The sequence below is a fragment of the Streptomyces sp. Y309 genome, from assembly GCF_056712025.1.
The window spans coordinates 361,971-387,600 of sequence record NZ_JBWYAE010000004.1 but is presented as its reverse complement, the minus strand read 5'-3'; the positions used below and the strand labels follow the sequence as shown (position 1 = coordinate 387,600).

Sequence of the window (25,630 nt, the reverse complement as noted above, 5' to 3'; positions counted from 1 at the left end):
GCGTTCGTGTCGGGCCCACGGGCCCTTCCCCTCAGGCCTCGGGCTCGTACACGTACGGCCGGGTCGAGGTGACTACCTGGAAGCCACGGTTCTTGAGGATGGGCTCCGAGGTGGGGAGTGCGTCAGTGATCATCACCATCCGGCCCCGCTCCCTCGCCTGCCTGAGCCGGGAGCCCACCACCGCGGTGAAGAGTCCCTGCCCGCGGTGGGTCGTCTTGGTGCGCCCGCCCGCCAACTCGGCGAAGGGGGTGCCCTCCTGGAAGTAGATCCGGCCGCACGACACCGGCTCCCCATCGACGTACGCGATGTGGACGCTCATCGCATCGGGTGCGTCCCGCAGGGCGAGGGCGAGCTGCTGCCGCTCCCCCTCGGGATTCTTACGGCCGATCTCTCGGGCGATTTCCGCGTAGTCATCCAGACCCGCCGCGTCGTGGACGCGGCGGACGTCGTAGCCGGGGCTGTCGAAAACCTCCAGGGCGGCCTCGTCGACCGGAAGGACCAGGACCTGCTCCTCGTCGTCGGGCTCGAAGCCCGCCTCCACGAGAAACTCGCACAGTCCGGGCGGCACGTCGTGGCCGTAGACCTTCCACTCCAGGCTGTAGCCGCCCTCCCGGGCAAGGGCCATCTCCACACGGATGACCTCCGCGGCCTCGTCGTCGGCCGGACGCGAGAACACGATCCGGCACTCCGAGCCGTCGGCCGCGAACTCGCGCACGACACCCCCATGTCCGGCAGCCACGCCGGCGGACCGACGGGCGGCATCCAATTCCGCCAGGATCCCGGCGTTCACGGCTTCGCTCACTTTGCCCATTCCTTCTGCTGCAGGATTTCGACGACGGGACGGTCGGCCACCATGGCCTCGACGATCGTGCGCAGGCGGGCAAGGAGCACCTCGGCCCGCTCGGGCGAGAAGACCTCGCTGTTGTACGTCACCGCGAGTTCGAGGCTATCCGCGGACCGCAGGAAGACAAACTGCAGGTCTGCCTCCTTGGACCGGCGCGGCAGCTCCTTCGCCACGAACTCTATGCACCCGCCGGTCCGCGCGGCGGGGACGGCGTCCAGTTGGTCCATCGCGACCATGACGTCGAACAGCGGGCTGCGGTCGACCCCGCGCTCCCAGCCGAGGTCTTGCATGATCTGTCCATAGGGGTACTCCTCATGCTGGAACGCCCGCAGGACGTCGTCCTGCGCCCGGGTCAGGACCGAGCACACGTCGTCGTCGGGCCGGAGCCGGAACCGCAGCGGGACTGTGTTGATGTGGAAGCCGACCTGTCCCTCTAGTTCCAGCCGGTTGCGGCCTCGGGTGTACGTGCCCATCGTGACGTCAGTCAGACCGGTCTCCGCGAGCAGCAGCAGCCCGACCGCGCACCGTGCGACCACGAACTCGGTCACCCCCTGCCGACCCGCCAGCGCGGCGAACCGCTCGGTCAGCTCTCCAGGCAGCGGCAGTCGCAGCCGGGCCCCGGCGAGCGCGGTGACCACGGGCCGGGGCCGGCCGGCGGGCAGTGGCACTATCGAGGAGGCGCCTTCCAGCTCGCGCAGCCAGAACTCCCGGTGCTGTGTGCCGAGTTCAGCGTTCAGCCGCGTGTTGCGCCAGGCCGCCACGTCCTTGTACTGGACACCGAGCTCGGCGAGTGCGGGCGCGTGCCCGGCTGCCAGGGCCTCGTACAGTTCGTGCCAGTCCTCCTTGAGCACTAGGGCGGAGCTGCCGTCGGACACCAGTTGGTGCATCGATGTCAGCAGGGCGTAGCCGTCCTCGCCGGTGCGGATCAGGTCCGCCCTGACCAGTGGCTCGCGATCGGTTGCGAAGGGCTCACGGATCCGGGCCTCAACGAACGCGTCCCTCTCACGCTCCGTACGGTCCGACAGGTCGTGGACGCGGAACGGCAACGGCAGTTCGCCCGGCGCGTGCACGGTCTGGACCGCGCGGCCTTCGACCGTGGCGTACGTCGTGCGCAGGCTCTCGTGCCGCTGCACCAGGAGCGCGAAGGCGCGCTTCAGGAGTGCCGGGTTGACGGGGCCGTACAGTACGTGCAGGTCGTTGCGGTGGAAGGCTCCCGGTTGCGGCGAGGTCCGCTCGATGTCGAGCAATAGCTCCTGCGACCGGGCCGCGTCATAGCTACCGGGGCCGCCCAGGCTGGTGATCGGATCGAGTACCGGCGCCTGCGCGGTGGCCACTGCGATCGCCAGGTCGGCGATGGTCGGCTGGGCGAACAGCGTTTCCAGGCCCACCTCGACGCCAATCTGGCCGCGAATGCGGGCAAGCACCTGAATGGCGCGCAGTGAGTTGCCGCCCATGTCGAAGAAGCGGTCGGTCACGCCGATCCCCTCTACGCCGAGCACCTCCTCCCAGATCTCTGCGACCGCCCGCTCGCCGTCGGTCCGGGGTGGCACGGCCGCGACGGTGCCCGGAGTCGGGACCTCGCAGGCCGTCAGGGCCTTGCGGTCGACCTTACCGTTCGAGGTCAGCGGCAGCCGATCGACCTCGATGAAGTCGGCGGGCACCATGTGCTGCGGCAGCTCCTGGTGGAGGTGGTCGCGGCAGCGGGCCATCGATCCGCCGGGCTCCAGGACGACATACGCGTACAGCTGCATGTCCTTGCCGGCGTTCTTGGTGACCGCTGCGGCCGACTTCACTCCGGGGCACTCGCTGACCCGGCGCTCGATCTCGCCGAGGTCGACGCGGAAGCCCCGCACCTTCACCTGGCTGTCGGTGCGGCCCAGATATTCGAGGGTGCCCTCGGCGGTCCAGCGGCCGTTGTCGCCGGTCTTGTACATCCGGCGGCCGGGCTCGAACGGGTCGTTCATGAAGGTCCGTGCGGTCTGCTCGGGCGCGTTGAGGTAGCCGCGGCTCACGCCGATGCCGGACACGTAGATCTCACCGCGAACGCCCTGCGGGCACACCCGCAGATGCTCGTCCAGGACGTAGATGAGCGTGTTGGCGATGGGACTGCCCAGCGGCACGGTGTCGCTGGTGACCGGTTCGCCCATGATGTGGTGGGTCACGTCATCGGATGCCTCGGTGGGGCCGTAGGCGTTGACCATCGGAATGCCGGGGTATGTGGCGAGCCAGCGGTTGACCGAGCGTGGCAGCACGGCCTCGCCCGTGACCATCAGGTACTCCAGCCGCTCCAGGGCAACGGGTTGGTCGGCGTGCTGCCAGGAGTCGAGCATCGCCTCCAGATAGGAGGGCACCACCTCCAGGACGGTGACCTGCTCGTCCTCGACCCGCTCGGCGAACCGCACCGGATCGAGCTGGAGCGCCTCCTCGACGATGACGGTGCGGCCGCCGACGAACGGGGCGGCGAACATCTGCCACAGCGAGATGTCGAAGCTGTTGGAGGCGTTCTGGACCACCACGCTCCGCTCGGAGAGCGAAAGGTCCTCGATCTTGGCGTGCAGGTGATTGAGCATCCCTAGGTGCTCGACCATCACCCCCTTGGGCACACCGGTGGAGCCGGAGGTGTAGATGACGTAGGAGAGTCCCGACTCCTCGACCGGCAGGTCGAGGTCGGCGGTACTCTCCCCCACGCCGGTTGTCTCCGTCACGTCCACGGCGTGGCAATCGTCCGCGACCTGGGCCCGCAGCTCGGGCGTGGCCCGCGCCGGGTCGAAGGCCACCACCCGGACCCGGGACGACTCGAACATCATGCGGACGAAGGTCGGCGGGTAGCCCGGGTCGACCGGGAGGTAAGCAGCCCCGCACTTCCAGAGTGCGAGGATCGACTCCACCATCAGGATCGATCGGTCCATGACCAGCGCCACCACCTCGCCGGGCCGCACTCCGAGCCGGTCGGCGAAGTACCGGGCGAGCTGGTTGGCCCGCGCGTTGAGCTGGGCGTAGGTGCGCTGCTCGGGGCCGCAGGAGAGACAGACCCGGTCCGGTGCAGTCTGGGCGAAGCGCTCGATGGCCTTGTGGATCTGGAGCGAGCGGTCGAAGTCGAGCTCGTGGTGGCCGTGCATGCGCACCCGCGACTGCTCGCGTGCGGAGAGCAGCGGGAGCCCTTCCAAGGCGGCCGACGGACTATCCAGCGCCGCTTCGAGCAGAGCGGAGAACGTCTCCCAGAGTTGGTCGATGGTGACCTCGTCGAAGAGCCGGGTGTCGAAGCGGATGGCCGCCTCCAGCGTGGTGGCCTGCTCCGCCAGCATGATGTTGAGCGGAAACACGCTGGTTTCCAGTGTCACCTCGACCGGGGCCACCTGGAGCCCGGGGCCTGCCATCGCGCTCAGCGGCGGCTCGTCGGAGCCCCCGAACTGCTCGAACTCGATCAGCACGTTGAACAGGTCCGGCGTGTGTGCCCGGCCGCGCTGCTGGAGCTCCCGGACCAGTTCTTCGTACGGGTAGTCGAGGTTGCGCACGGCGTCGCCGAACACCCCCCGCACCTGCTCGTACAGTTCACCGAAGCCGCACCCGGAGTCGACCTTCAGGCGCACCGGGAGGGTCCGTACCAGCATCCCGACCAGTTGTTCCAAGGACTGGCGGCCGCGGCCCGCAACCGAGGTGCCGAGCACGAGGTCGCCGTGCTCGCTGTAGCGCGAAAGCACTGCGGCGAAGGCACTCAGCACCGACGTGAAGACGGTGCCGCCCTCGGCCTGGCAGAACTTCTTCAGCCGCTGCCATAGCGCCTCGGGGAGCGTGTAGTTGCGGTAGGCGCCGCTGAAGGCGGCTCCGTCCGCGCCGGAAGACACTGGCATGTCGAGGACCGGTATGTCGTCCTTGAAGGTGTCGAGCCAGTATGCGGCTGCCTGCTCACGGCGGTCGGCTGCCCGCTCCGACTCCGCCACGTGGTGCTCGCGGTAGTCGGCACCGATCTCGGGGAGGCCGACAGCGGTGCCCTGGGTGAACGAGGCGTAGAACGCGCCCAGATCACGGACGAGCAGTTGCAGGGACCAGCCGTCGGTGACGATGTGGTGAGTGCTCAGCGTCAGTAGGTGCCGGTCTTCGTCGAAGGAGAGCAACTGCGCTCGCAACAGCGGGCCCCGTTCGAGGTCGAAGGTCCGGGCGGCGAACTCCCCCACCGGCTCGGCCGCACCTGGTTCGGCGGGCAGCCGCCCTGCCAGGGATCGCAGTTCCAGTGGTGCGGTGAAACCGTCGCCCGGTGCGATCTGTTGGGTCAGTTGTCCCTCGGCGAAGGCGAACGTGGTCCGCAGGCCGTCGTGGCGGGCCGCCAGGGCGTCGAGGGCATGCTGTAGTGCCTCGGCGTCCACCGTGCCGGTCAGCTCAAAGGAGCGGGTGAGGTTGAACGCGACCGAGCCGCCCTCGAACTGGGACGCCAGCCAGATGTGCAGCTGGGCGGCAGAGGCCGGGAAGGGCTCGGACGCTTCGGGCGGCTCGACGGTGGGTGTCGCCGCCGCGGCCGGTACCTCCTCGACGGCCGCAACCTCGTCCGGGTGCTCCGCGCGCACGGTGCCCTCGACGTATGCGGCGAGGGTCCGCGGGGTCTCGTAGTCGAAGATCGCGAAGGAGTCGAGCTCCACTCCGTGCAGCGTCTGGAGCCGGTTGAGCACCTGGGTACCGCTGATCGAGTCGCCACCGAGTTCGAAGAACGAGGCGTCCGGGTCGAGGGAGTCCATGCCGAGCACGCTCTGCCAGACCTCGATGACGGAGGCGAGTACGTCGACGGGCTGCAGCCGGTCCGGGGCCGCGGCGTCCTGCTCGCCGGGGGCCGCCGCAGGCACCGGGTCCTGCGCCGTCACCACGTTCGCCTCGTCCAGCCAGCACCGGATGCGGTCGAACTGGTAGGAAGGCAACTCAATCCGCCGCCCCTCACCTGCGGTTCGCTCCCAGGTCCAGTGCGCGCCGCCGAGGTAGAGGTCGCGCAGGAAAGCGGCGAAGGCGTCCGGGGTACTGGGGATCGACACGACGCCGTGCCCCGCCCCACCGCGTGCGGCCAGCGCGCCGGACACCGTGGAGAGCGGGCCCGCCTCGACGAAGAGCACCCGGCCCTCCCCGGTCAGCTTGGCCAGCAGCCGGTCCGTCCGGGCGTCGAGGTCGGTGACCTCGCCCTCGGCCTCCGCTAGGGCCAGGCGCAGCGCCTCCTCGATCCCCATCCTGTCCGAACCGGCGTCGATCACGTGCTTGCCAGCGCCCTCGCCCACGACATGGCGGAACTCCAGGCCTAGGTAGCGCAGCAGCCCGTACAGCGCGTATTGGAAGGCGAACTGGGCGGCCCGCGGGTCACCGGCAGCCTCCCCCGCAGCCTGCTCGGCCCGGGTGTAAAGCAATTCGAAGTGGGGGTGGGCCCGGCGGAAGGCCGCCGTCAGGGCGGCATCGGCCGTGCACCGGCCCGACACCAGCAGCACGGTGACCGCGCTGCCGGTGTCCTCCGGTCCGGCGACCGCGGTCGCAGCGAGCGCCTCGGACAGCTCCGTGAGGTCGCCGGCGGTGATGCAGGCGCGGTGCGGGTAGTGGCCACGGCCGCCCACCAGGGTCGCCTGGACGTCCTCGATCCGCAGCCCGGGACGCTCGGCGATCCACTCCCGCAGCGCGAGGAGGTTCGCCTCAAGCGCGGTGGCGCTCTTGGCCGAGACCGGGATCCAGTGGGCGCCGGGCGCGGGCGATGCGGATGTAGCCGCCACGCGAGCGGGCGCCTCCTCCAAGACCGCGTGGACATTGGTGCCCATCACGCCAAAGGCACTGACTCCGGCCCGGCGCACCCCGGACTCCGGCTCCCAAGGGATGAGCTCCTGAGTGACGGAGACCGCCGAGCCCGTGAAGTCGATCAGCGGGCTGAGAGTGCTCGAGTGGAGGTTGGGGAAGAGTTGCCCGTGCCGCAGCGCGAGCACCACCTTGACCAGGCCGGCCAGGCCGGAGGCACTCCAGGTATGCCCGATGTTGCTCTTCAGCGAAGACAGCGCGCAGAATTGCTTCCGGTCGGTCACCCGGCTGAACGCCAGGTCGATTGCCTCGATCTCGATGGGGTCGCCGAGCCGCGTCGCGGTGCCGTGGGCCTCGATGTAGGAGACGGTGGCAGGGGCGATGCCGGCCTTCTCCCAGGCCCGCTCGATCACCTCGGCCTGCGCAGTGCTGTCCGGTGCGGTGAGCGTGCTGGAGCGTCCGGCGACGTTGTTGGCGGCGATGCCCTTGATGACGGCGTGCACCGGGTCCCCGTCGCGCAGCGCCTGGTCGAGCGGCTTGAGCAGCACGATGGCGGCGGCCTCGCCGGCTCCGGTGCCGTCCGCGTCGGCCGAGAAGGTACGGGTTTTGCCGTCCGCTGACCTGATGCCGAGGTCGAGCTCGTCCTCCTCGTACTTCGGCTCGCCGAACAGGTTCAGGTTGACGCCGCCCACCAGGGCCAACTCGGCGTCGCCGAGCACCAAGTCGTTCACAGCGTGGTGCACCGCGAGCAGCGCGGACGAGCAGGAGGAGTCCACCATGGCGGCCGGGCCACGCAGGCCGAAGAAGCGGGAGATACGGCCGGCCATGGCCGAGGCGTGCGTCCCCATCACCATCGTCGGCTCGATGGTCCGGGCGAGTTGCTGGTACATCAGTCGGGTGTCGCCTACGTAGACGGAGGCCCGGCGGCCTTTGAGGGCCGCGGGGTCGTAACCCGCGTTCTCCGCCGCCTGGTGGGCGAGCTGGAGCAGCAGGCGGTGCTCCGGCGCCATGTTCTGTGCCTCGCCGCGGGAGATGCCGAAGAAGGCGTGGTCGAACGAGTCGATGTCCGCGATGTAGCCGTTGAGCTGGTACTCCACGTCGGAGGGGAGAGAGGTGCGGCGGCGGCGTTCGGCCGACAGCTCGCGGACGCTGTCGCGGCCGCTCCGCAGGTTCGCCAGGAACTGCTGTACGTCGTCGGCCTCGGGCATCCGGACGGCCATCCCGATGATGGCGATGTCGCGCGTCGCGGCCCCCTCGCGGCCCACGACTGCCGTTGTTTGCTTAGAAGTCATGCTCGGAAACCTTGTCTTCGGTGGGCAGCGGCGCCGGTTCGGCCAGCCGTGCCTGGGTGGCGATCGTGGGGTGGGTGAACAGCTGGGCGACGCGGAAGGCGCCCTGGAAGCTCTCCTCCAGGAGGGCGTAGAGCCTCAGCAGTTTCAGCGACGTGCCGCCGAGTGCGAAGAAGTCCTGGTTGACACCAGCCACCGGCCGGTCGAGGACGGTGCTCCAGGCGTCGCGGATGGTGAGCTCGGTGGTGGTGCGCGGCGCCTGGGCGGGTGCGGCCGGGGTGTCCTGGGCGAACCTCGGCCGGGGCAGTGCGGCCCGGTCGGGCTTGCCGTTGGGGGTGGTCGGGATGCGGTCCAGGGTGATGAACTCGGCCGGCACCATCGCTCGCGGCAGCAGGTTCGCAAGATGGCCGCGCAGCTGTTCGCCGAGTGCGGCATCCGCGTCGTCGGCGACGACGACGTACGCCACCAAATGGGCTTCCCGGTGCGGGTCTTCGGGGTCCTTGTGGGCCATCACGAGGCAGGCCGCGACCTGCGGATGGCCGCCGAGAGCGTTCTCGATCTCGGCGGGGTGGATCCGTACCCCGCTGATCTTGAGCTGGTGGTCCTGCCGGCCGACGATCTCGAGCAGGCCGTCGGGGCGCATCCTGCCGATGTCACCGGTCCGGTAGAGCAGGTCCTGCTCGTCGTCGCGGTGTGGGTTGCGGAAGAACGCGGCCGCGTTGGCCTGGGGGTCGTCGAGGTAGCCGAAGGTGCGGAACGGGGTGCGAATGGCGATCTCGCCGGGCTCGCCGACGCCGCAGGGGACGTCGCCGCGCATCAGGAGCGCCTGGCACTGCGGCAGCGGGGAGCCGACCGGCAGGACCGGCGGCAGCGTTCCGTACGGGACCCGGTGGGCGAACTTCGCCATGGTGGTCTCGGTTGGCCCGTACAGGTTCACGATCTCGCCGCTGCCGGGGAAGACCGACCGGAAGTCCGCCACAAGCGAGGCCTTCAGTTGCTCACCCGCGAGGAACGTCCACCGCAGATGCGGGAGTCGGGCCCCCGAGGGTGCGTCGAGCAGCCAGGACTGCATGACGGTGGGTGCCGCGTGCAGCACGGTGACCCGCTCGCGCTCCAGCCAGCCGAAGATCGCCTTGCCGCCCAGCGCGTCCTGCGGTTCGGGGACCACCAGGGTGCCGCCGGAGACCAGCGCGAGGAAGGTGTCGCGGAGCATCACGTCGAACGAGGCGCTGGTGAGCTGGGCGCAGCGGTCATCCTCGGTGACGGCAAAGGTGCCGCTCTGCCAGCGCAGGAAGTGGCTGAGCCCGGCGTGCCGTCCGAGGACCCCGCGCGGAGTGCCGGTGGTGCCCGAGGTGAAGAAGAGGTACGCGGCGCCGTCGGCCGGCACCGGGGCGAGCACGATCCGCTGTGCGGACTCCGATGCGGGGTCGCGCAGCTGCCCGCTGCGGGCGTCGACACGTACCGTGGGCAGCCCAGAGGTGATCGCTCCCCCGGTGGTGTCGCCCGCCTCCTCGGCGTGGACGAACAGCTTGGGGCGGCCGATCGACAGCAGGTGCGTGCGGCGGCCTTCGGGCAGCGCCGGGTCCACCGGGAACACGGTGGCGCCGCTGCGCAGGACCCCGAGCAGGCTGGCCACGAAGCCGATGCCGCGCGGGCCGGTTACGCCGATCACGTCGCCGGGGCCGCAGCCTTGTGCGGCCAGTTCGCGGGCGACGGCCTCGGCGCACGCCACCAGGTCGCGGTAGGCGAGGATGTCGGTGCCCTGGCTGATGGCGGTCCGATCGGGTGCGGCGGCCGCGCGGGCCTCGATGAGTTCGGTGACCGGCGGCTGGGCGGGCCGGTCGAGGGCCCGGGTCAGGTCGACGGCGTGGGCGTCGCCGGGCAGCGCCAGCGAGTAGCGGGAGGCCGGCTGGTCGGGGGCCTCGGCCACCTGCCCGAGGAGGGAGGCCAGCTGGCCGACCATCGCGCGGGCCCGCTCGGCGGAGAAGAGGGCAGGGCGGTAGACCAGTTCGATGTGCAGGCCCTCGGACACGTCGCTCACGTAGAAGCTGAGCGGGAACTTCGCCTCGGGCTCGAAGAGGTGGTCGTCGAACTCGACCGAGACGTCTTCGATCGAGACGTCCTCGCGCAGCGTTCCCAGGTAGTTGAGGAGCACGTCGAAGACCGGGGTGCGGTCAAGCCTGCGGACCGGGTTCAGCCGCTCCACGACCAGCTCGAACGGGGCCGCCTGATGCTCGTACGCCTCCCGGATTCCGGAACTGACCTGCTGGAGCAGCTCGTTGAAGGTGACAGTGGCAGACAGACCGGTGCGCAGCGCGAGAGTGTTGAGGAACAGGCCCACGACGCCTTCGAGTTCGATCTGTTCGCGGCCTACGACCGGGAAACCGACAGCGAGGTCCTGCTGGTCGCTCAGGCGTGCCAGGAGCAGGTTCAGCGCCGCCATGGTGATCTCGAACGGGGTGGTCGAGGTACGGTCGGCGAGCTCCCGCAGCCGCTCCACGGTCGCCGTCGGAACGGTCACCGAGGCCCGGGCGCCGGCCATGTCCTCGGCGTCCGGCTCCGGCGTGTCCGTCGGCAGCTCCAGTGGCGGGCAGTCTGCGAGCCGGCCGGTCCAGTACTCCAGGTCGCGCTCGATGGCCTCCTGGTGGCCGGGGCTCCGTGCCGCCTCCGCGTAGTCGATGTACTGCACGGGCAGGGAAGGGAGTTGGGCGTCGGGGTCCCCGAGGTGTCGGGCGTACAGGACGGACAGTTCGCGCATCATCAGGCGCAGCGACCAGCCGTCGCCCGCGATGTGGTGGAGGGTGACGAGCAGCTGGTGCTCGTCCTCGCCGATCCGGAAGAGAACGACACGCAGCGGACCCTCCTCTTCCAGCCGGAAGGGCCGGGAGTCCTCGCTGCGCACACCGCGCTTGGCCTCCTCGCGGGCCGTCTCGGCGCCGAGCGCGGTCAGGTCGCGGACCTCGAAGGCGGCGCCGACGTCGGTGCGAGGCACCTGGAAGACCTGGTCCCCGGCGTCGAGGTAGGTGGTGCGGAGCATCTCGTGCCGGGCCACCAGGCCGCGTACGGCCTCGTGCATGACCTCGGCGTCCAGCGGTCCGTCGAGCTTCGCGAGGACGCGGATGTTGTACGCCGCGCTGTCCGGGTCGAGGCGGTGCAGGAACCACATGCGCTCCTGGGCGAAGGAAAGCTGGTGGCGTTCGGCGCGAGGCAACGGGGTCAGCTCGGTGCGGGTGCACCTGCCTGTGGCCGACAACTCTGCGATCAGGCGGGCCTGTTCGGCCACGGTGCGGTGGGCGAACACCGACCCGATGGTCATGGGGATGCCGTGGTCGTGGCTGATCCGGGAGGCCAGCTGGAGCGCGCTGAGCGAGTGGCCGCCGATCGCGAAGAAGTCGTCGGTGACGCCGATCCGCCCGGCCGGGAGCAATGACCGCCAGATGTCGAGGAGTTGTGCCTCCAACGGAGTGCGGGCGGCCTGGTGGTCGCCGCTGGTGGAGCGCGCCCCGGCGAGGGCGAGCAGCGCCTTGCGGTCGGCCTTGCCGTTGCGCGTGACGGGGATCGCGTCGGTCCGTATGTAGTGCGACGGGATCATGTACGGGGACAGCCGGCGGGCCAATGCGTCCCGCAGGCCCTCCGGGACGAGGTCCGCGTCGCCCGTGACATAGGCGCACAGATAGTCGCCGGCCGCCGCGTCCCGCTGGGCGAGGACGACCGCCCGGTCCACGCCGGGCTGTTCACGCAATGCCTGCTCGATCTCGCCGAGTTCGATCCGCAGGCCGCGGATCTTGACCTGGCCGTCCCGGCGGCCGAGGTAGAGAATCTCGCCGTTCGGGAGCCAGCGTGCCAGGTCGCCGGTGCGGTACATCCGCTCGCCGGGGTGGAACGGGTCGCCTGTGAAGCGCTCGGCGGTCAGCTCGGGCCGGTTGAGGTAGCCGCGCGCCACCTGGAGGCCGGCGATGCACAGCTCGCCGGTCACGCCGACGGGGCACGGCTCGTCGCCCTCGTCCAAGACGTACAGCCGGTTGTTGGGTGCCGGGCGGCCGATGGTGACCGGTCCCGGCCCGTCCTCGACCCGCAGCGCGGTGACGTCGACCGTCGCCTCGGTGGGGCCGTAGTAGTTGGTGAGGCGGGTGGGGCCGTCCGCGACGGCCGCGAAGAACCGGCCGGCCAGGTCGCGGTCGAGTTCCTCACCGCTGCACACGCAGTGGCGCACTCCGGCGAAGGCGCCGTCTCCGGCCGCCAAGTACTGGCTGAGCATCGACGGCACGAAGTGCAGGGTGGTGACGCCGTGCTGCTCGATGGCCGCGCGGATCGCCGCCGGGTCGGACTCGCCGCCGGGCCGCAGCATGACCTGCTTGGCGCCGAGGACGCCGGGCAGCAGCAGTTCCCACACAGAGACGTCGAAGACGTAGGGGGTCTTCTGCAGAATGACGTCGTCCGCGGCCAGGCCCAGGTCGTCGGTCATCCAGCGGAGCCGGTTGACCAGGCCCCGGTGCTCGATGAGGACGCCCTTGGGCATGCCGGTGGAGCCGGAGGTGTAGATGCAGTACGCCGGGTCGGCGGGCCCCGCCAGCGGCGGCAGGTCGTCGGTGCGCGCCGCGCGGGCGGCCGGGTCGCTCACGTCGAGGACCGCGCGGCCGCCGGGCGCCGCCGCGGCGCTCCCGCGCAGCAGGACGACTCGGCAGCCGCTGTCATCAAGAATGGCGGCAACCCGCTCGGCCGGATCCTTCGTGCTGACCGGGAGGTAGGCGCCGCCGGCCTTGAGGACGGCGAGGATCGCGGCCGTCAGGTCCACCGAGCGGTCCATCAGGACCGCGACGAGGCTGCCCGGCCGCACGCCGTGCTCCTCGCGCAGCGTCCGGGCCAGCGCGTTGGCCCGCGCGTTCAGCTCGGCGAAGGTCAGCGTCTCCTGCTCGTCGACGGTCGCGACCGCGTCGGGGGTCCGCCGCACCTGCTGCTCGAACAGTTGCGGTACGGGGGTGTCGAGCGCGTACAGGGTCTCGGTCCGGTTGAACCCGGTGAGGAGCAGGCGGCGCTCGGCCTCGGGCAGCAGGCGGAGCGTGTCGGCGGCCCTGTCCGGCTCGCGGAGCGCGGACTCGAGGAGCCTATGGAAGTGCTCGAGGAGCCGCTCGACGCGGTCGGCGTCGAAGAGTTCGTTGGAGTACTCGACGGCGGCCTTGAGGCCGGTGGGCGTCTCCTCGAAGAACAGCGTGAGATCCATCTTGCTGTGGCCGTTGCCGGTGTCGAGGTGGCGGACCCGCAGGCCGTCCAGCTCCTCGCTGGGGCCGCCCCAGCCCTGGCCGACCATGATGAGCACGTTGAACAGCGCGTTGCGCTGGACGTCGCTCGCGGCGCCGCAGTCCCGGACCACCCGGTCGAAGGGGTATGCGCTGTGCCGCAGGCCCTCGCGCAGGGTGGCCTGCACCGTGCGCAGCAGCGCGCGGAAGCTCATCCCCGGCTCGACGGTGTCCCGCAGCGCGATGCTGTTGAGGTAGTAGCCGATCTGGTCATACAGCTCGGGGACGGGCCGGGCGAGCGAGGAGGTGCCGAGCGCGAAGTCCCGCTGCCCGGTGTAGCGGTGCAGCTGTACCCGCAGCAGGGCGCTCAGTCCGGCGAACAGGGTGGCCTGCTCCTGGCGGCAGAGGTCCTTGAGCGCGTCGAGCATCTCGGCCGGGATCGTGGTGCGTGCGACGCCGCCGCGGAAGGTGCGCTTCGCCGGGCGGGGGTGATCGGCGGGCAGATCGAGCGGCTCGGGCGCGTCCGCGAACCGCTCCTGCCAGTAGCGCCGCGCCTCGTCGAACTCGCCCGATTCCAGGAGCCGCTGCTGCCAGACGGCGTAGTCCTTGTACTGCAGCGAGAGCGCGGGCAGAGCGGGCCGGGTACCGGCCGCGTAGGCTCGGTAGGCGACGGCGACCTCGTCGATCAGGACGCTGAGCGACCAGCCGTCGACCGCGATGTGGTGGGCCGAGACCACCAGGAGGTGCTCGGTGCTCGACCGCTCGACCAGCAGCACGCGCAGCAGCTGTCCGGCCGCGAGGTCAAAGCCGAGCGAGGCGAACTCCTCGGCCGTGCGGTCGGCTTCGGCGGCGTCGGCCGCGTTCGCGCACCGCCAGTCGAGGGCGGCGTCCGCCTGGACGCGCTGGACAGGTGTGCCGTCCACGACGTCGTAGGCGGTGCGCAGCGACTCGTGGCGGGCGAGCAGCGACTCGAAGGCACGGCGCAGCGCCGACACGTCCAGTGCGCCGGTCAGCTCGTAGACGGCGGGCACCGTGTACGCGGCGTCGGCGCCGCCCGACTGGGCGACCAGCCACATGGCCAGCTGTCCCGACGAGAGGGGGTACCACTCGGCCACAGGAGCCGGTTTGATCGCGTCCGGGTTCAGCCCGCTCTTCACAGCCACTGCTTCCTCATTTCCCTCGTTGACGTTCAAGGTGCTCATCGCACGGGCTCCCCGGTCGCGGCCGGCTGCTCGGCCAGGTCGGCGCGGGCGATGACGACGCCGCCCGAGTCGGTGCGGCAGACCAGTTCGAGGCGCTCGTACCGCTCCCAGCCGGGCAGCACTCTCCTGATGACGGGGACCACCGAGCGCAGGAAGCGGGTGGCGGGGTACTCCGTGTCGGCCATTCCGTTCTCGAGGCGGTCGGCGGGCTTGGCGACGACGTCTTCGATGGCGATCTCCCGGACCACCTTTGTGTACTGCGACCAGCGGACAACGCCGGCTACTTTCAGCTCGTGCATCAGGAGGAACAGCGGCCGGCCCTCGCCGCCGCCGACGGGTCTGATCCAGATGTCCTCCGTGACCTCCTCGATCACCCAGGCCCGCTGCCAGGCGGCGTGTCGGCCGCGGGCGGCGCGCAGCGCCCTGGCGGGCAGCTCCTCGCGGGCGGGCAGCCGTACGGCGTCGGCGGGGGCCCCGTTGGAGTACATCGGCACGCTGGTGAGCGGCCACTGCTCCGACTCGCGCACCAGGACGTACACCAGGAGGAGCACGCAGGCCGTGCCGAGCGCGGCGAACGCCACGGCGCCGCTCCCCTCGCCGGTGACCGGGGTCGCGGTGCGCGGGTGGCCGGTGACCGCCGAGGCGATCCAGGGCCAGTCGAGCAGCAGCAGGTAGCACCACATCTGGACCCAGTACGCGGGCATCATCATCAGCAGGATCCCGATGTGCAGGCACGTCCAGGACAGGATCAGCGCCGTCCTCAGGGCGGGGACCGCGATGGCCAGCGGCGCGGACAACTCGATGGCGACGGCGGTTACGGCGAACGCCCGGCACAGTGCGGGGCGCGCCACCACCTGGCGCGAGAGCCAGGGCCAGCGGGCGGCGACCGCCGACTGCTCCAGGTAGAAGCGCAGCGCAGTGCCGTTCAGCCAGCCGAGTCCGCCGTACCTGAGCTTGGCGACGCCGCCGGCCAGCATGGTGTAGGCGAGGAAGCAGAGCAGCAGCATGGGGGCGAAGCCGGAGGTGAACACCGAGTGGTCCGGCACCAGTTGGGGCCAGCCGGTGTGCTGGGCGAGGAAGCGGTCGGCGGAGAAGTCGTAGCTGACCGAGAAGCAGAGCGCGAACAGGGCGTACACCGCCGAGTGCGTCGAGTGGTTCGCGCCGAGCGCCCCCGCGTTGACCATGTGCAGGAATGCGAAGCCGAGGAAGGCGAGGATTCCGCTGACCGGCTGCAGAAGGCCCACCGCCGCCGCGGCCCAGCAGACGACGGTCAGCCGGGCGACGAGGGTGAGCACCCAGGGCTGGACCCTGCGCAGCCCCAGCAGCCGCATGACGCCGACCGGCGTGTAGAACACCTGCTCAGTACCGCCGGTGATCTTCGCGGAGTGGAGCGGTGAGGGATGGTCGACGAGGCACAGGACCAGCAGGCCCGTGTAGACGGCTGCCCGCACCAACCCTGGTACGGGCGGCATTTCAAAGAGCCACCAGTGCGTGATCATAAGTGAGCCAACCTCGAGGAATCCCAACCGCAGCGACGGCCGGGCACTGACATTCGGAGCTCCGCGCTACCGGCGCGACGCCCTGCGCGAGTGGGACCCGTGGTGCGCGCGGGCCCGCGGACCGTCACCAGCGACGGGTCTCGGCGAAGAAATCGGGAACGGCGATCGCGGTGCCCGCGGAGCGGGCCCGGGCGTGCACGTAGGAGCCGACCGCCAGGTCGAGCAAGCCGAGCCCGAACGGCGAGAAGATCAACGGACGTTCGCCAGGCACGGTCACTTCGCCGTTGAGGACCCCGGCCAGCGTCCCGGTCACGAAGCCGCGGCCGCCGGTGAGCTGTTCGGCCAGATGCGGCGAGGTGTTGGCCTTCATGCAGTGCTCGACGTCGTCGAACACGTTGGCCGCCTCGAGAATCACCTCGGGGGCGATGTCGCGCAGCGAGAGGTTGAGCACCAGCTGGCCCGGCTTGAACGGAGTGTGTACGTACGGCACTCCGGCGGTCGTGCTGAAGACGACCGTGTCGGCCTCCAGCGCGGTCCCCAGATCAGCGCAGAACTCGGCCTGTTGGCCCAGTCCGTCGCGGAGGTGGTCCACAAGGGAGGCGCCGGACTCCTGGTGCAGGTCGTGCACGAGGAAAGTATCCGGGGCGCAGCCGGCGGCGGTGAGGTAGTTGCAGACGTTACGGGCGATGACGCCTGCGCCGACGATCGCGACCTTGGTGCCTGCATAGCCGCCCGGGCGCAAAGCGGTGGCCGCCACCGCCGCGGACGCTGCAGTGCGGGCCGAGCTGATGGTGGCCGCTTCCAGGCAGGCGACGGGGTAGCCGGTCGCGTAGTCGTTGAGCACGAGCACGGCCGAGGCCCGGGGGATGCCGGCCCAGGTGTTGGCCGGGAAGCTGGAGACCCACTTGATGCCCGCGAGCTGCACGTCCGCGTCCAGGAACGCGGGGAGCGCGATGATCCGGGAATCGGGCTTCTCCGGGAAGCGCAGGAAGTAGCTGTCCGGGTTGACTGACTTGCCGGCCTCGTGCGCGAGGTAGGTGCGCCGGACGACCTCGATGACCTCTTCGCGGTTCTCCTCAAGGATCTCGTGCACCGTCGGCCCGGGGACCAGATCGAAATCAAACACGGGGTTCTGCCTTTCAAGCGGGGCGGTGCCGTCGGCGCGGATGCCGACGGAGGTGCGGGTCAGCGGGAGAATGCGGGCAGCGGTTCGAGGGCGCGCGGCCCGAAGTGATCGAGGACCCAGGCGTCGTCGTAGAGGGTGCTGAGGTAGCGGTCGCCCATGTCGGCGGAGATGCAGGCCGAACGCAGGGCGCCGTCCGGGTCGTTGCGCTCCAGCCACTGCAGCGCGCCGCTCACCACGGTGCCGGTGGAGCCGCCGAAGAGCATGCCCCGGGAGGCGAGCGCCCGGCAGGTCCGTACCGTGTCCACCTCGGCGACCTCGACCAGGTCGTCGAAGTAGGAGAGGTCCAGGAGCGGGGGCCGGACGCTGGCGCCGAGCCCGGGGATCAGCCGGGGGCCCGGTGGGTTCCCGAAGCTGACGGAGCCGACCGAGTCGATGCCGACGATCCTGGCAGTGCTGCCGGCGTCCCTGAAGTAGCGGGCACACCCCATTGCCGTGCCCGCCGTGCCCACTCCTACGAACAGGACCTCCAGGTCAGGTAGGTGCTTGAGGATCACCGGCGCGGTGCCCCCGTAGTGCGCACCCCAGTTCGCCTCGTTGGTGTACTGGTTCAGCCACACGTACCGGGCGTCGGCGGCGCACCGGTCGCGCACCCAGTCCAGGCGGGCCTTCAGGTAGCCGCCCTCCGGGTCGGGCGCGTCGATGACGACGAGGTCGGTGCCGAGCGCCCGCATGGTGGCGGCGGTGATCTCGTTGCAGCGCCGGTCGGTGACGCAGGTGAAGCGCAGGCCCTTGTTGGCGGCGATGATGCTGAGCGCCACACCGAGGTTGCCGGACGACGACTCGATCAGGACGGAGTCCGGGCCGAGGGTGCCGGCGCACTCGGCGGCGGAGATCATCGACGCGGCTGCCCGCAGCTTGATCGAACCTCCGAAGTTGAGTCCTTCGCACTTCAGATGGAGGTCCCGGCCAACCAGGGGCTTAAGGTCGACGAAGATGTCGGACTCGGTCAGGTCTTGCGGGGCCGCGATGAATGCCACGGTGTTCCTTCTTGCATCGGGTGCGTCGGGGGACGGCGGCGCGCTCACTCGGAGTGGGCCGAGGGCGCCTCACCAGACCGGGACGGGGTCGTGTGTACGGCTGCGCGTGACGGCCACCACCGTGTCGGCGGCGGCGAGCAGATCCGGGTTGCGCGAGACAACGACCCAGGCGCCTGGCCACTGCCGGGGCAGGGTCTGCCAGATCTCCCTGGCGGTCGGCCCGTCGAGGGAGGAGTCGCAGTCATCGACGACGTACACCTCGGCGGGGTGGCAGAGCATCCGGGCCAGTGCCAGGCGCTGACGCTGTCCGCCGGAGAGCCGACTGGCCTCACCCGAGTCGAGCAAGGTGTCGAGGCCGTGCGGCAGTTCGGCTGAGCCGGGCTGCAGGTTCACGGCCGTCAGGGCCTCGGTCAGCCGCTCGGGCGGGATGTCCTCGGCGCCGAGGAGCAGGTTCTCGCGCAGCGTGCCGCCCACGAACCTGGACTGCTGACGGGCATATCCGACGCGCGGGGCGACCAGCGCGGCCGCGTTCCCGGTGACGTCCGTCCCGTTCCACCTGACGCTGCCCCGCACGTCGGGCTGCAGACCGAGCAGGGCGCGTACGACGGTGCTCTTGCCGGAGCCGATCTCCCCGGTGACCGCGACGAGTTCGCCCGGCCGCACCCGGAAGTCGACCGGGCTGATGGCCGTGGCCCCGTCCGGCGCGGTGCAGGTCAGCCGCTCCACCGTGAGCTCGCGCAGCGGCTCGTCCGGCACGGACCCGGCCGGGCCCTCCTCGTCGCCCGACAGCTTCGCGAGCCTGCCGTAGGCGACCTTGCCGCTTTGGTGACGGGCCAGGATCTTCCCGAAGAAGTACATCTGCTGGCCGAGCCAGCTCGCGTACGTCAGGAAGAGAACCAGCTTGCCGACGGTGAAATCGCCGTCGGCGACCCGCACGCTGACGGTGAGCAGCACCACGGCGGTGCCGATCACCACCAGGTTGCGGAACAGGTCCGACAGCAGGTCCAGGTACACCTGGTGGCGCAGCTGGATCCCGCGGCGCTCGGCGAACTTCCGTTCCAGGGCGGCGAGTCGGCCCTCGACCGCCCCGGAGAGCCGTAGGTCACGGATGCCGGTGAGGGTGTCGGTGATCTCGGCGCCGATTCGGCCCTGCTGAGTCCGGGTCTCGGCCTGCAGCGCGGCCACCCGGTGTTTGAGGAAGACCGAGGCCCACAGGCCGCCGAGCTGGAGCAGCAGCGGGATCGTCATGATCAGATCGCTGCGGACCAGCACGGTGACGGCGATCACGAGGAGCACCGACCGGTAGACAAGGTCGGTGGTCCACTCAAGGAGGCCACCGATCTCGTCGGTGTCGTCTCGCAGTCGGCTGAGGATCTCCCCGTTGCCGCGGATCGCCGAGTGGGCGCTGGGCCGGCCGAGCAGTCGCCCGAGCACCTGCACTTTCATCCAGGCGCTGGTCCGGAAGATCAGCGCGAAGGTCAGCTGGAGACCGACCCATAGGACGGCCGCGCGCAGCACCATCAACGCCACGGCAGCCCACAGCAGCCACCACGTGCCGGTGGTGATGGGGGGGTTGCCCGCGTGATCGATGAGGTCGGCGAACAGGGCGCCGACCACCAGTGGGATGCCGTAGATCAGGCTCCAGCTGGCCATCACCGCGCCGTACGTCCAGCGCAGCCGGCCCACCGAGCGGACGAGGAACGGCACGAACGGCACGCTGCCGATCCGTGGCCCTTCTCCGGTGTACGTCGCGTTCGTCTTGGCTTTCACGTTCGTCTGGTACGTCGTGTTCATCGGTTCCCTCCTGGCTGCGCAGGGACGATGTCCACGACGCGTCCGCTCTCCATGGACATCAGCTCGTCGACACCGGCGAGCGTGCCCAAGTGGTGCTCGACCATGACGACCGTGCGGTCGCGCATCACGGTGTCGAGGAGTGCCGCCCAGCTGCGTTCGGTCTCCGGGTCGAAGCGGGAGGCGCCCTCGTCGACGACGAGGAGGCTGTACGGGCGGATCAGCGCGCGGGCTCCCGCGAGGACCTGCATCTCGCCCTCGGAGAGGATCCGGGCGCCCGCGCCGACGCGGGTCGCGAGGCCGTCCGGGAGCTCGCGCACCCAGCCGGCGGCGCCGAGCCGCTCCAGTACGTCCCAGACGCGGTCTTCGGCGACGGAGTCGTCGAAGAGAGTCACGTTCTCGTGTACCGAGGCGGTGAACACATGGGCCCGCTGGCTCAGGACGGTCACCCGGCGGGCGAACTCCTCGGGCGGGATGCGGTGCACGTCCACCCCTCCGATCAGCACCCGGCCCTCGCCCGGTTCGGCGAGGCCGCACAGCAGGTTGATGACGGTGCTCTTGCCGGCGCCGGTGGGCCCGACGACGCCGAGGCTGCGGCCGGGAGCGACGGTGAAGGAGACGTCCCGCAGCACGGGGGTGTCGCCGTAGCGGAAGCCCACCCCTTGGAAGGAGACCTCCAGCGGCCCTTCCGGCAGTGTCACGGGAGCCGCCTCGGTTGTCTCGATGATCTGTTCGTCGTCCAGCCAGCGGGCGGACATCGTCAGGACAGCCGTCATCTGCTGCATCTGGCCGCTCTGCGAGGACATGTCCTCCAGCGGTCCTTGGAGTAGACCGACGTACAGATAGATCATGGTCAGCGTGCCGACCGACATGCTGCCCTGCTGCAACTGGTGCAGCCCGAAGCCGAATCCGAGGCCGAAGGCGAGCGCGGTGCACAGCTGGGTGACCGGCCAGAAGACCCGCCCGCTGATGTAGGCGCGACCCTCGGTGCGTAGCAGCGAGTCCAGTTCGTCGCGGGTGCGCCTGGCCGCCCAGCCGGACGCGCCGAGGACGAGCAGGTCGTCGCGCGCGGCCAGCGAGTCGCCGACGAAGCCGAAGAGCGCGGCCTGCTGGCGGCGGGCCTTCTCCCAGCGCCGTACCGAACGGCGGGCGAGCCGCGACAGGATGAAGCAGACGCCGACCACGAGCACCGCGATGCCGAGACCGGCGGCGGGCAGCACGGTGGACATCATGACGATGGTGCCGATACCGACCGCGATGTTGCTGATCATCCGGAAGCCGGACTCGGCGATCGCCCGGCCGACGATGTCGGCGTTGCCCTCGACCTGCTCCAGGACCTCCCCCGTGGGGCGGCTCTCCACATCGAGCACCGGACGCTCGACCGCCGCGTACCGCAGCAGCCGCATCCTCAGGCTGTCGGCGACCCGCCAGCCGCACTGCACCGACAGATAGCTGGCCCAGAACCGGGCCCCGCCGCCGACGAGCGCCACGACCAAGTACCAGACGGCCACGGTGACCAGCACCGCGGTGCCGCTGCCCGCGGTCACCTGGTCGACGAAGTACTGCACGACGCGCGGGCCGGCCAAGGTGGCGACCACGCTCACAGTCAGGACGCCCAGCGCGGCGGCCGCGAGGGACCTGACGGGGCGGAACTCCTTCCACAGGAGACGGAGGGCAGCGGTGCGCATCTTGTTCATAGGACGCGCACCCCGCGGAAGTACAGCTGCATGTGCTAGTCACCCAACGATCGAGTAGGCAAGGTCAGCCGGGGCGGCTCCGCCAGCCGCTGGCGGACCAGTTCGACGACCGCGGCGTGCTGTGCCGAGAGGTAGAAGTGCCCCCCGGGAAAGACCCGGAGGTCAAAGAGACTCTCGGTGTGCTGCGCCCAGGCGGCGGCCTCGTCGAGGTCGACGCGCGGGTCGCTGTCACCCACCAGGGCCACCACCGGGCAGCGCAGGGGCGGCCGGGGCCGGAAGCGGTAGGTATCCACGGCCTCGTAGTCGCTGCGGATCGCCGGCAGCACCATGCTCAACATGTCCGGGTCGCCGAGCAGTTCGGCGTCGGTGCCGCCCATCGTGCGCAGCTCGGCCACCAGGTCCTCGTCGGTGAGGGCGTGCACGTTCTCCAGGGCGCGGTGCCGGGACGGGGCTCGTCGGCCCGAGGCGAAGAGCACCCGCGGCACGGCGCCCGAGTCCTCCAGCCGGCTCGCGACCTCGTAGGCCAGCATGGCGCCCATGCTGTGCCCGAAGAGGGCCATCGGCCGGTCGTCCGCCCCGGCTGCCAGGACGTCGGCGACGCGGTCGGCCATGGCATGCAGATCGGTGAGACTGGGCTCGTGGAAGCGCTCCTGGCGGCCGGGGTACTGGACGGCCAACACCTCGGCGTCGCCTGTGAGCGCCTGCGAGAAGGGGAAGTAGAAGCTCGCGGAGCCACCCGCGTGCGGCAGACAGACGAGCTGGACGGCGGCTTCGGGCGCCGGATGGAAACGGCGCAGCCAGCGCTGCGCGACCATGGTACTCATGGGGCCACGGGCCTCTCGGTTGCTGTCCTGCCCCGCGGCTCAGACGAGCGGAACGAAGCGGTGTCACACCTGCAGAACCGGCCCTCCGCGTCGACCCGGCAGAAGTCCGCGAAGGGTTCGACCAGTGCCAGCACCTGTCCAGAGCCAACGAGCTCGTAGTACTCGCGGACCGTGCGCAGCTGCGCGAAGACCGGGGCGGCGGTCTGCGCCTGCGTCTGTATCCGTGTCTGCATGTGTGTTCCCTCAAGCGCAATCTGCTGTTTCGCCGAGCGCGGTGTGCAGCTCGGCTAGGAGGGCCTCGGCCCGGGACGCGGCGATGCCGTCGGCACGCCATGAGACGACGAGGTCCCAGGACCCGTCGGGGGCCGGAATGGCCTCCAGTGTCAGCTCGATGCCGGTGTTCGGCGGGCGCACCCGCACCGGTTCGACGGTGACCTGGCCGCCGAGACTGCCGTGCGGGGGCCGGCCCTGCAGAACGACCCAGGCCTGGAACCAGGGGTGCCGGTCGCGGGGCGGTGCGAAGGCGCGTACGAGCTCGTCGAACGGCGTGCGCACGTGCCGCAGGTACGTCACCACACGGGTGGCCGCCTGGTTCAGGAGGTCCGCCGCGTCGCCGTCCCTGGCCCGAGTCATCGCCACGGTGAACGGGTTGACGAAATAGCCGATCACCGGCTCCAGGGCGGGGTCGAACCGGCCCGCGGTCACCGAGCCCAGGGTGAGGTCGTCGGCGTCGAAGGTGCGGGCCAGCGCCCGGGCCGCGCCGGCCAGCAGCGCCGCCACGGCTGGGCCGCCGTGATGTGCGGCCGCCCGCGCCAGTCGTCGCACCATCTCCGCGTCGACCTTGAGGACCCGTTCAAGGCGGGCCACCGGGCCGGCACTCGCGCCGGTGGGCGCGGGCAGGAAGGGAGCCGGCGCGGCAGCCAACTCCTCCTTCCAGAAGGGCAGGTCCCGGCTGCCCCAGTCGGCGAGGCGGGTCGCCTCCCAGGTGCTGAACTCGCCGTATGAGAGCGCCGGTTCGGCCTGGTGCAGCACCCCGGACAGCCGTGCGGTGTACGCCCGCGCCAGCTCGTCCATGAGCACCGATTCCGACCAGCCGTCGAAGGCGATGTGGTGCACCTGGATGCAGAACAGGTGACGGTCGTCGGCGAGCCGGCACAGTCTCGCCCGCAGCGGGACCTCGTCCTCCAGCGAGAACGGTGTCGCCCACCAGTCGGCCGTCACCGCCTCCGCCAAGCCCTGGGCATTTCCGGCGTGCTGGGGCGCCTCGACGTGCTGCAGCGCGAGCACCGCGTCCTGGGCCTGGGGCGCGAACACCCGCTGGACCGGGGCCTCGTCGAGCCAGGGGAAGGTGGTGCGCAGGATGGGGTGGACCGCGACGACGTCGTTCAGTGCCGCTTCCAGCAGTTCCGGCCGTAGTGGCCCGGTCAGCGCGTAGGCGAGCACGATCATGCTGTCCGCGGCGCCAGGGGAGGTCATCTCCGCCAGCCAGAACCGCTGTTGGGCGTGGGACAGAGGTGCATCGGACGCACCGTGCGGGCCGGGCGCCGGCAGCTTCTCCACGGGGGCGGCCGCCTGTGCGCAGTGGGTGATGATCGCCTGCGGGGTACGGAGCCGGTAGACGTCGGAGGCCGTGAGCTGTACGCCGAGGCGCGTGCCGAGGCGGGCCGCGCAACGGATGACGTCGAGCGAGTTCGCCCCCGCCCGGATGAGGTCGTCCTGCTCGGCGAGGTGGCCGAGGCCGAGGAGTTCGCGTATCTCGTCGAGGACCGGTGAGCCGCCCGCGGACACCTCGCGGCCGGGCCCCGCGGCCGGTGCTGCCGCCTCGCGCAACAGCGCCTGGACGGCCTTGCGGTCGGCCTTCCCGTTCACGTTCAGCGGGAGCTGGGCGACATGCGCGAGCAGCGTCGGCACCATGGCGTCGAGCAGGGTGCGCGCCGCATGGTCCCGTAGCTCCCGTTCCTCGAGCGGTTTTTCATGAACCGTCGTATACAGCGCGGCGAGCTGGACTCGGCCGGGCGCGGTCTCCAGCGGGAGGGCGCAGCAGCCGGTGACCTCCGGGTGGTTCTCCAGGACGGCCTCGACCTCACCGGCCTCGATCCGGATACCCCGGATCTTGAACTGGTGGTCGATCCGCCCCCGGTAGCGCAGCAGCCCCTGGGTGTCGAGCACGGCGAGGTCGCCCGTGCGGTAGAAGCGGTTGCCGCCCTCGGTGAAGAAGCGGCGGCCGGTCTCCTCGGGGTTGCCCGCGTACCCGAGGGCCACTCCGTCGCCGCCCACCGCGATCTCGCCGGTCTCGCCGGGCGCGACGGGCTGTCCGTCGGCGCCGAGCAGAACCACCGTGGTGCGGGGCACCGGCGTACCGATCGGGATCTCCTTGCTGTCCTCGGCCACATCGGCCGGGCGGATCACATGGTTGGTGGCGAAAATGGTGCCCTCGGCCGGGCCATACCCGTTGACCATGTGCAGAGCAGGGAACTCGGTCAGCACACGGCGGGCGCTGGTCACCGACACCCGCTCCCCGCCGACCAGCAGCAGGCGCAGCTTGCCGAAGAGCGCGATGCGCTCTTCGACCATCACGTTGAAGAGTGAGCTGGTGAGCCAGAGGCTGTTCACCCCCTGGCTCACGGCCTCGTCGAGGGCCTCCGCGTCCAGTACCGCGGTGGCCTGGTCGAGCAGGACGCAGCGGCCTCCGTTGAGCAGCGGCGCCCACAGCTCCAGCGAGAGCGCGTCCCAGGGCAGCGGGGCCGCTTGGAGGAACACCGAATCCTGATCGAGTGGGATGGTGGGGCAGTTGACCAGGGTGCGGATGGTGCCCCGGTGCGGGGAAAGCACGCCCTTGGGCTTTCCGGTGGAGCCCGAGGTGTAAAAGACGCTGGCCGTGCGGGTGCCGTCGAAAAGCGGCTCGGGGACCGGGAGGGTGCGCCCCAGGCTCAGCAGGGAGCCGAGGGTGACGGTGCGCACCCGCTCCCCAGCCGCCTCGCCGGGACGGTCGGTGATGAACAGAGCCGTCGCCGTGCCCCGTACGGTGTCGTCCACCCGGCCCTGCGGCCACTGGGGGTCGATGGCCACATACGCGGCACCCGCACGGACCACTCCGAGCAGTGCGGTCACCAGTTCAGGGGAGCGCAGCATGCGTACCCCGACATGGTGGCCCGGCTCGACTCCGAGGTGGCGCAGCGCGGCTGCGACCACCTCGGCTTGGTCGGCCAACTCGCCATAGGTGAGTGTCCGTTCACCCTGCTGCACGGCGACCGCGTGCGGCCGCAGCTGAGCATGGCGAGTCACTATGTGCTCGATGCGCTCACCCAGCGCGTAGGGGCTGTCGTCGAC

10 protein-coding genes are annotated in these 25,630 nt (G+C 70.6%); all 10 read right to left on the bottom strand.

Annotated features, from left to right (window positions below; all coding sequences use genetic code 11):
- Positions 1 to 31: 31 nt before the first annotated feature.
- Entirely contained in the window at positions 32 to 802 is a 771-nt protein-coding gene (locus AC0KTA_RS41890; protein WP_481057175.1) for a GNAT family N-acetyltransferase, read from the bottom strand.
- Positions 799 to 7,890 carry an amino acid adenylation domain-containing protein gene (locus AC0KTA_RS41885; protein WP_481057174.1) on the bottom strand — a complete coding sequence of 2,364 codons (7,092 nt, stop codon included), beginning with the start codon at positions 7,888 to 7,890 and terminating at the stop codon, positions 799 to 801. Before AC0KTA_RS41885 ends, AC0KTA_RS41890 begins: the two co-directional genes overlap by 4 nt.
- Positions 7,880 to 14,326 carry an amino acid adenylation domain-containing protein gene (locus AC0KTA_RS41880; RefSeq protein WP_481057173.1) on the bottom strand — a complete coding sequence of 2,149 codons (6,447 nt, stop codon included), beginning with the start codon at positions 14,324 to 14,326 and terminating at the stop codon, positions 7,880 to 7,882. The genes AC0KTA_RS41885 and AC0KTA_RS41880 overlap by 11 nt, the downstream gene beginning before the upstream one ends.
- Positions 14,323 to 15,825 carry a hypothetical protein gene (locus AC0KTA_RS41875; RefSeq protein ID WP_481057172.1) on the bottom strand — a complete coding sequence of 501 codons (1,503 nt, stop codon included), beginning with the start codon at positions 15,823 to 15,825 and terminating at the stop codon, positions 14,323 to 14,325. The genes AC0KTA_RS41880 and AC0KTA_RS41875 overlap by 4 nt, the downstream gene beginning before the upstream one ends.
- A 124-nt stretch (positions 15,826 to 15,949) precedes the next feature.
- The gene (gene sbnB / locus AC0KTA_RS41870) at positions 15,950 to 16,951 is read right to left on the bottom strand and encodes a 2,3-diaminopropionate biosynthesis protein SbnB (RefSeq protein ID WP_481057171.1); all 1,002 of its coding nucleotides are present in this window, start codon (positions 16,949 to 16,951) and stop codon (positions 15,950 to 15,952) included.
- Positions 16,952 to 17,010: 59 nt separating this feature from the next.
- Positions 17,011 to 17,988, bottom strand: a complete 978-nt coding sequence (gene sbnA, locus AC0KTA_RS41865) for a 2,3-diaminopropionate biosynthesis protein SbnA (protein WP_481057170.1) — start codon at positions 17,986 to 17,988, stop codon at positions 17,011 to 17,013.
- A gap of 69 nt (positions 17,989 to 18,057) precedes the next feature.
- Positions 18,058 to 19,782 carry an ATP-binding cassette domain-containing protein gene (locus AC0KTA_RS41860; protein WP_481057169.1) on the bottom strand — a complete coding sequence of 575 codons (1,725 nt, stop codon included), beginning with the start codon at positions 19,780 to 19,782 and terminating at the stop codon, positions 18,058 to 18,060.
- Positions 19,779 to 21,476, bottom strand: a complete 1,698-nt coding sequence (locus AC0KTA_RS41855; protein WP_481057168.1) for an ABC transporter ATP-binding protein — start codon at positions 21,474 to 21,476, stop codon at positions 19,779 to 19,781. The genes AC0KTA_RS41860 and AC0KTA_RS41855 overlap by 4 nt, the downstream gene beginning before the upstream one ends.
- A gap of 35 nt (positions 21,477 to 21,511) precedes the next feature.
- Positions 21,512 to 22,300: a thioesterase II family protein gene (locus AC0KTA_RS41850; protein WP_481057167.1), complete on the bottom strand. Its 789-nt coding sequence runs from the start codon at positions 22,298 to 22,300 to the stop codon at positions 21,512 to 21,514.
- Between the two features lie 243 nt (positions 22,301 to 22,543).
- Positions 22,544 to 25,585, bottom strand: coding sequence for an amino acid adenylation domain-containing protein (locus AC0KTA_RS41845; RefSeq protein ID WP_481057166.1), 3,042 nt, complete (start codon positions 25,583 to 25,585; stop codon positions 22,544 to 22,546).
- Positions 25,586 to 25,630 lie beyond the last annotated feature (45 nt).

Bases quoted from the DNA above. Each gene is read 5' to 3' on its own strand.
- AC0KTA_RS41885 (WP_481057174.1), bottom strand. From the start codon at position 7,890: ATGACTTCTAAGCAAACAACGGCAGTCGTGGGCCGCGAGGGGGCCGCG.
- AC0KTA_RS41880 (WP_481057173.1), bottom strand. From the start codon at position 14,326: ATGAGCACCTTGAACGTCAACGAGGGAAATGAGGAAGCAGTGGCTGTG.
- AC0KTA_RS41875 (WP_481057172.1), bottom strand. From the start codon at position 15,825: ATGATCACGCACTGGTGGCTCTTTGAAATGCCGCCCGTACCAGGGTTG.
- AC0KTA_RS41860 (WP_481057169.1), bottom strand. From the start codon at position 19,782: ATGAACACGACGTACCAGACGAACGTGAAAGCCAAGACGAACGCGACG.
- AC0KTA_RS41855 (WP_481057168.1), bottom strand. From the start codon at position 21,476: ATGAACAAGATGCGCACCGCTGCCCTCCGTCTCCTGTGGAAGGAGTTC.
- AC0KTA_RS41850 (WP_481057167.1), bottom strand. From the start codon at position 22,300: ATGAGTACCATGGTCGCGCAGCGCTGGCTGCGCCGTTTCCATCCGGCG.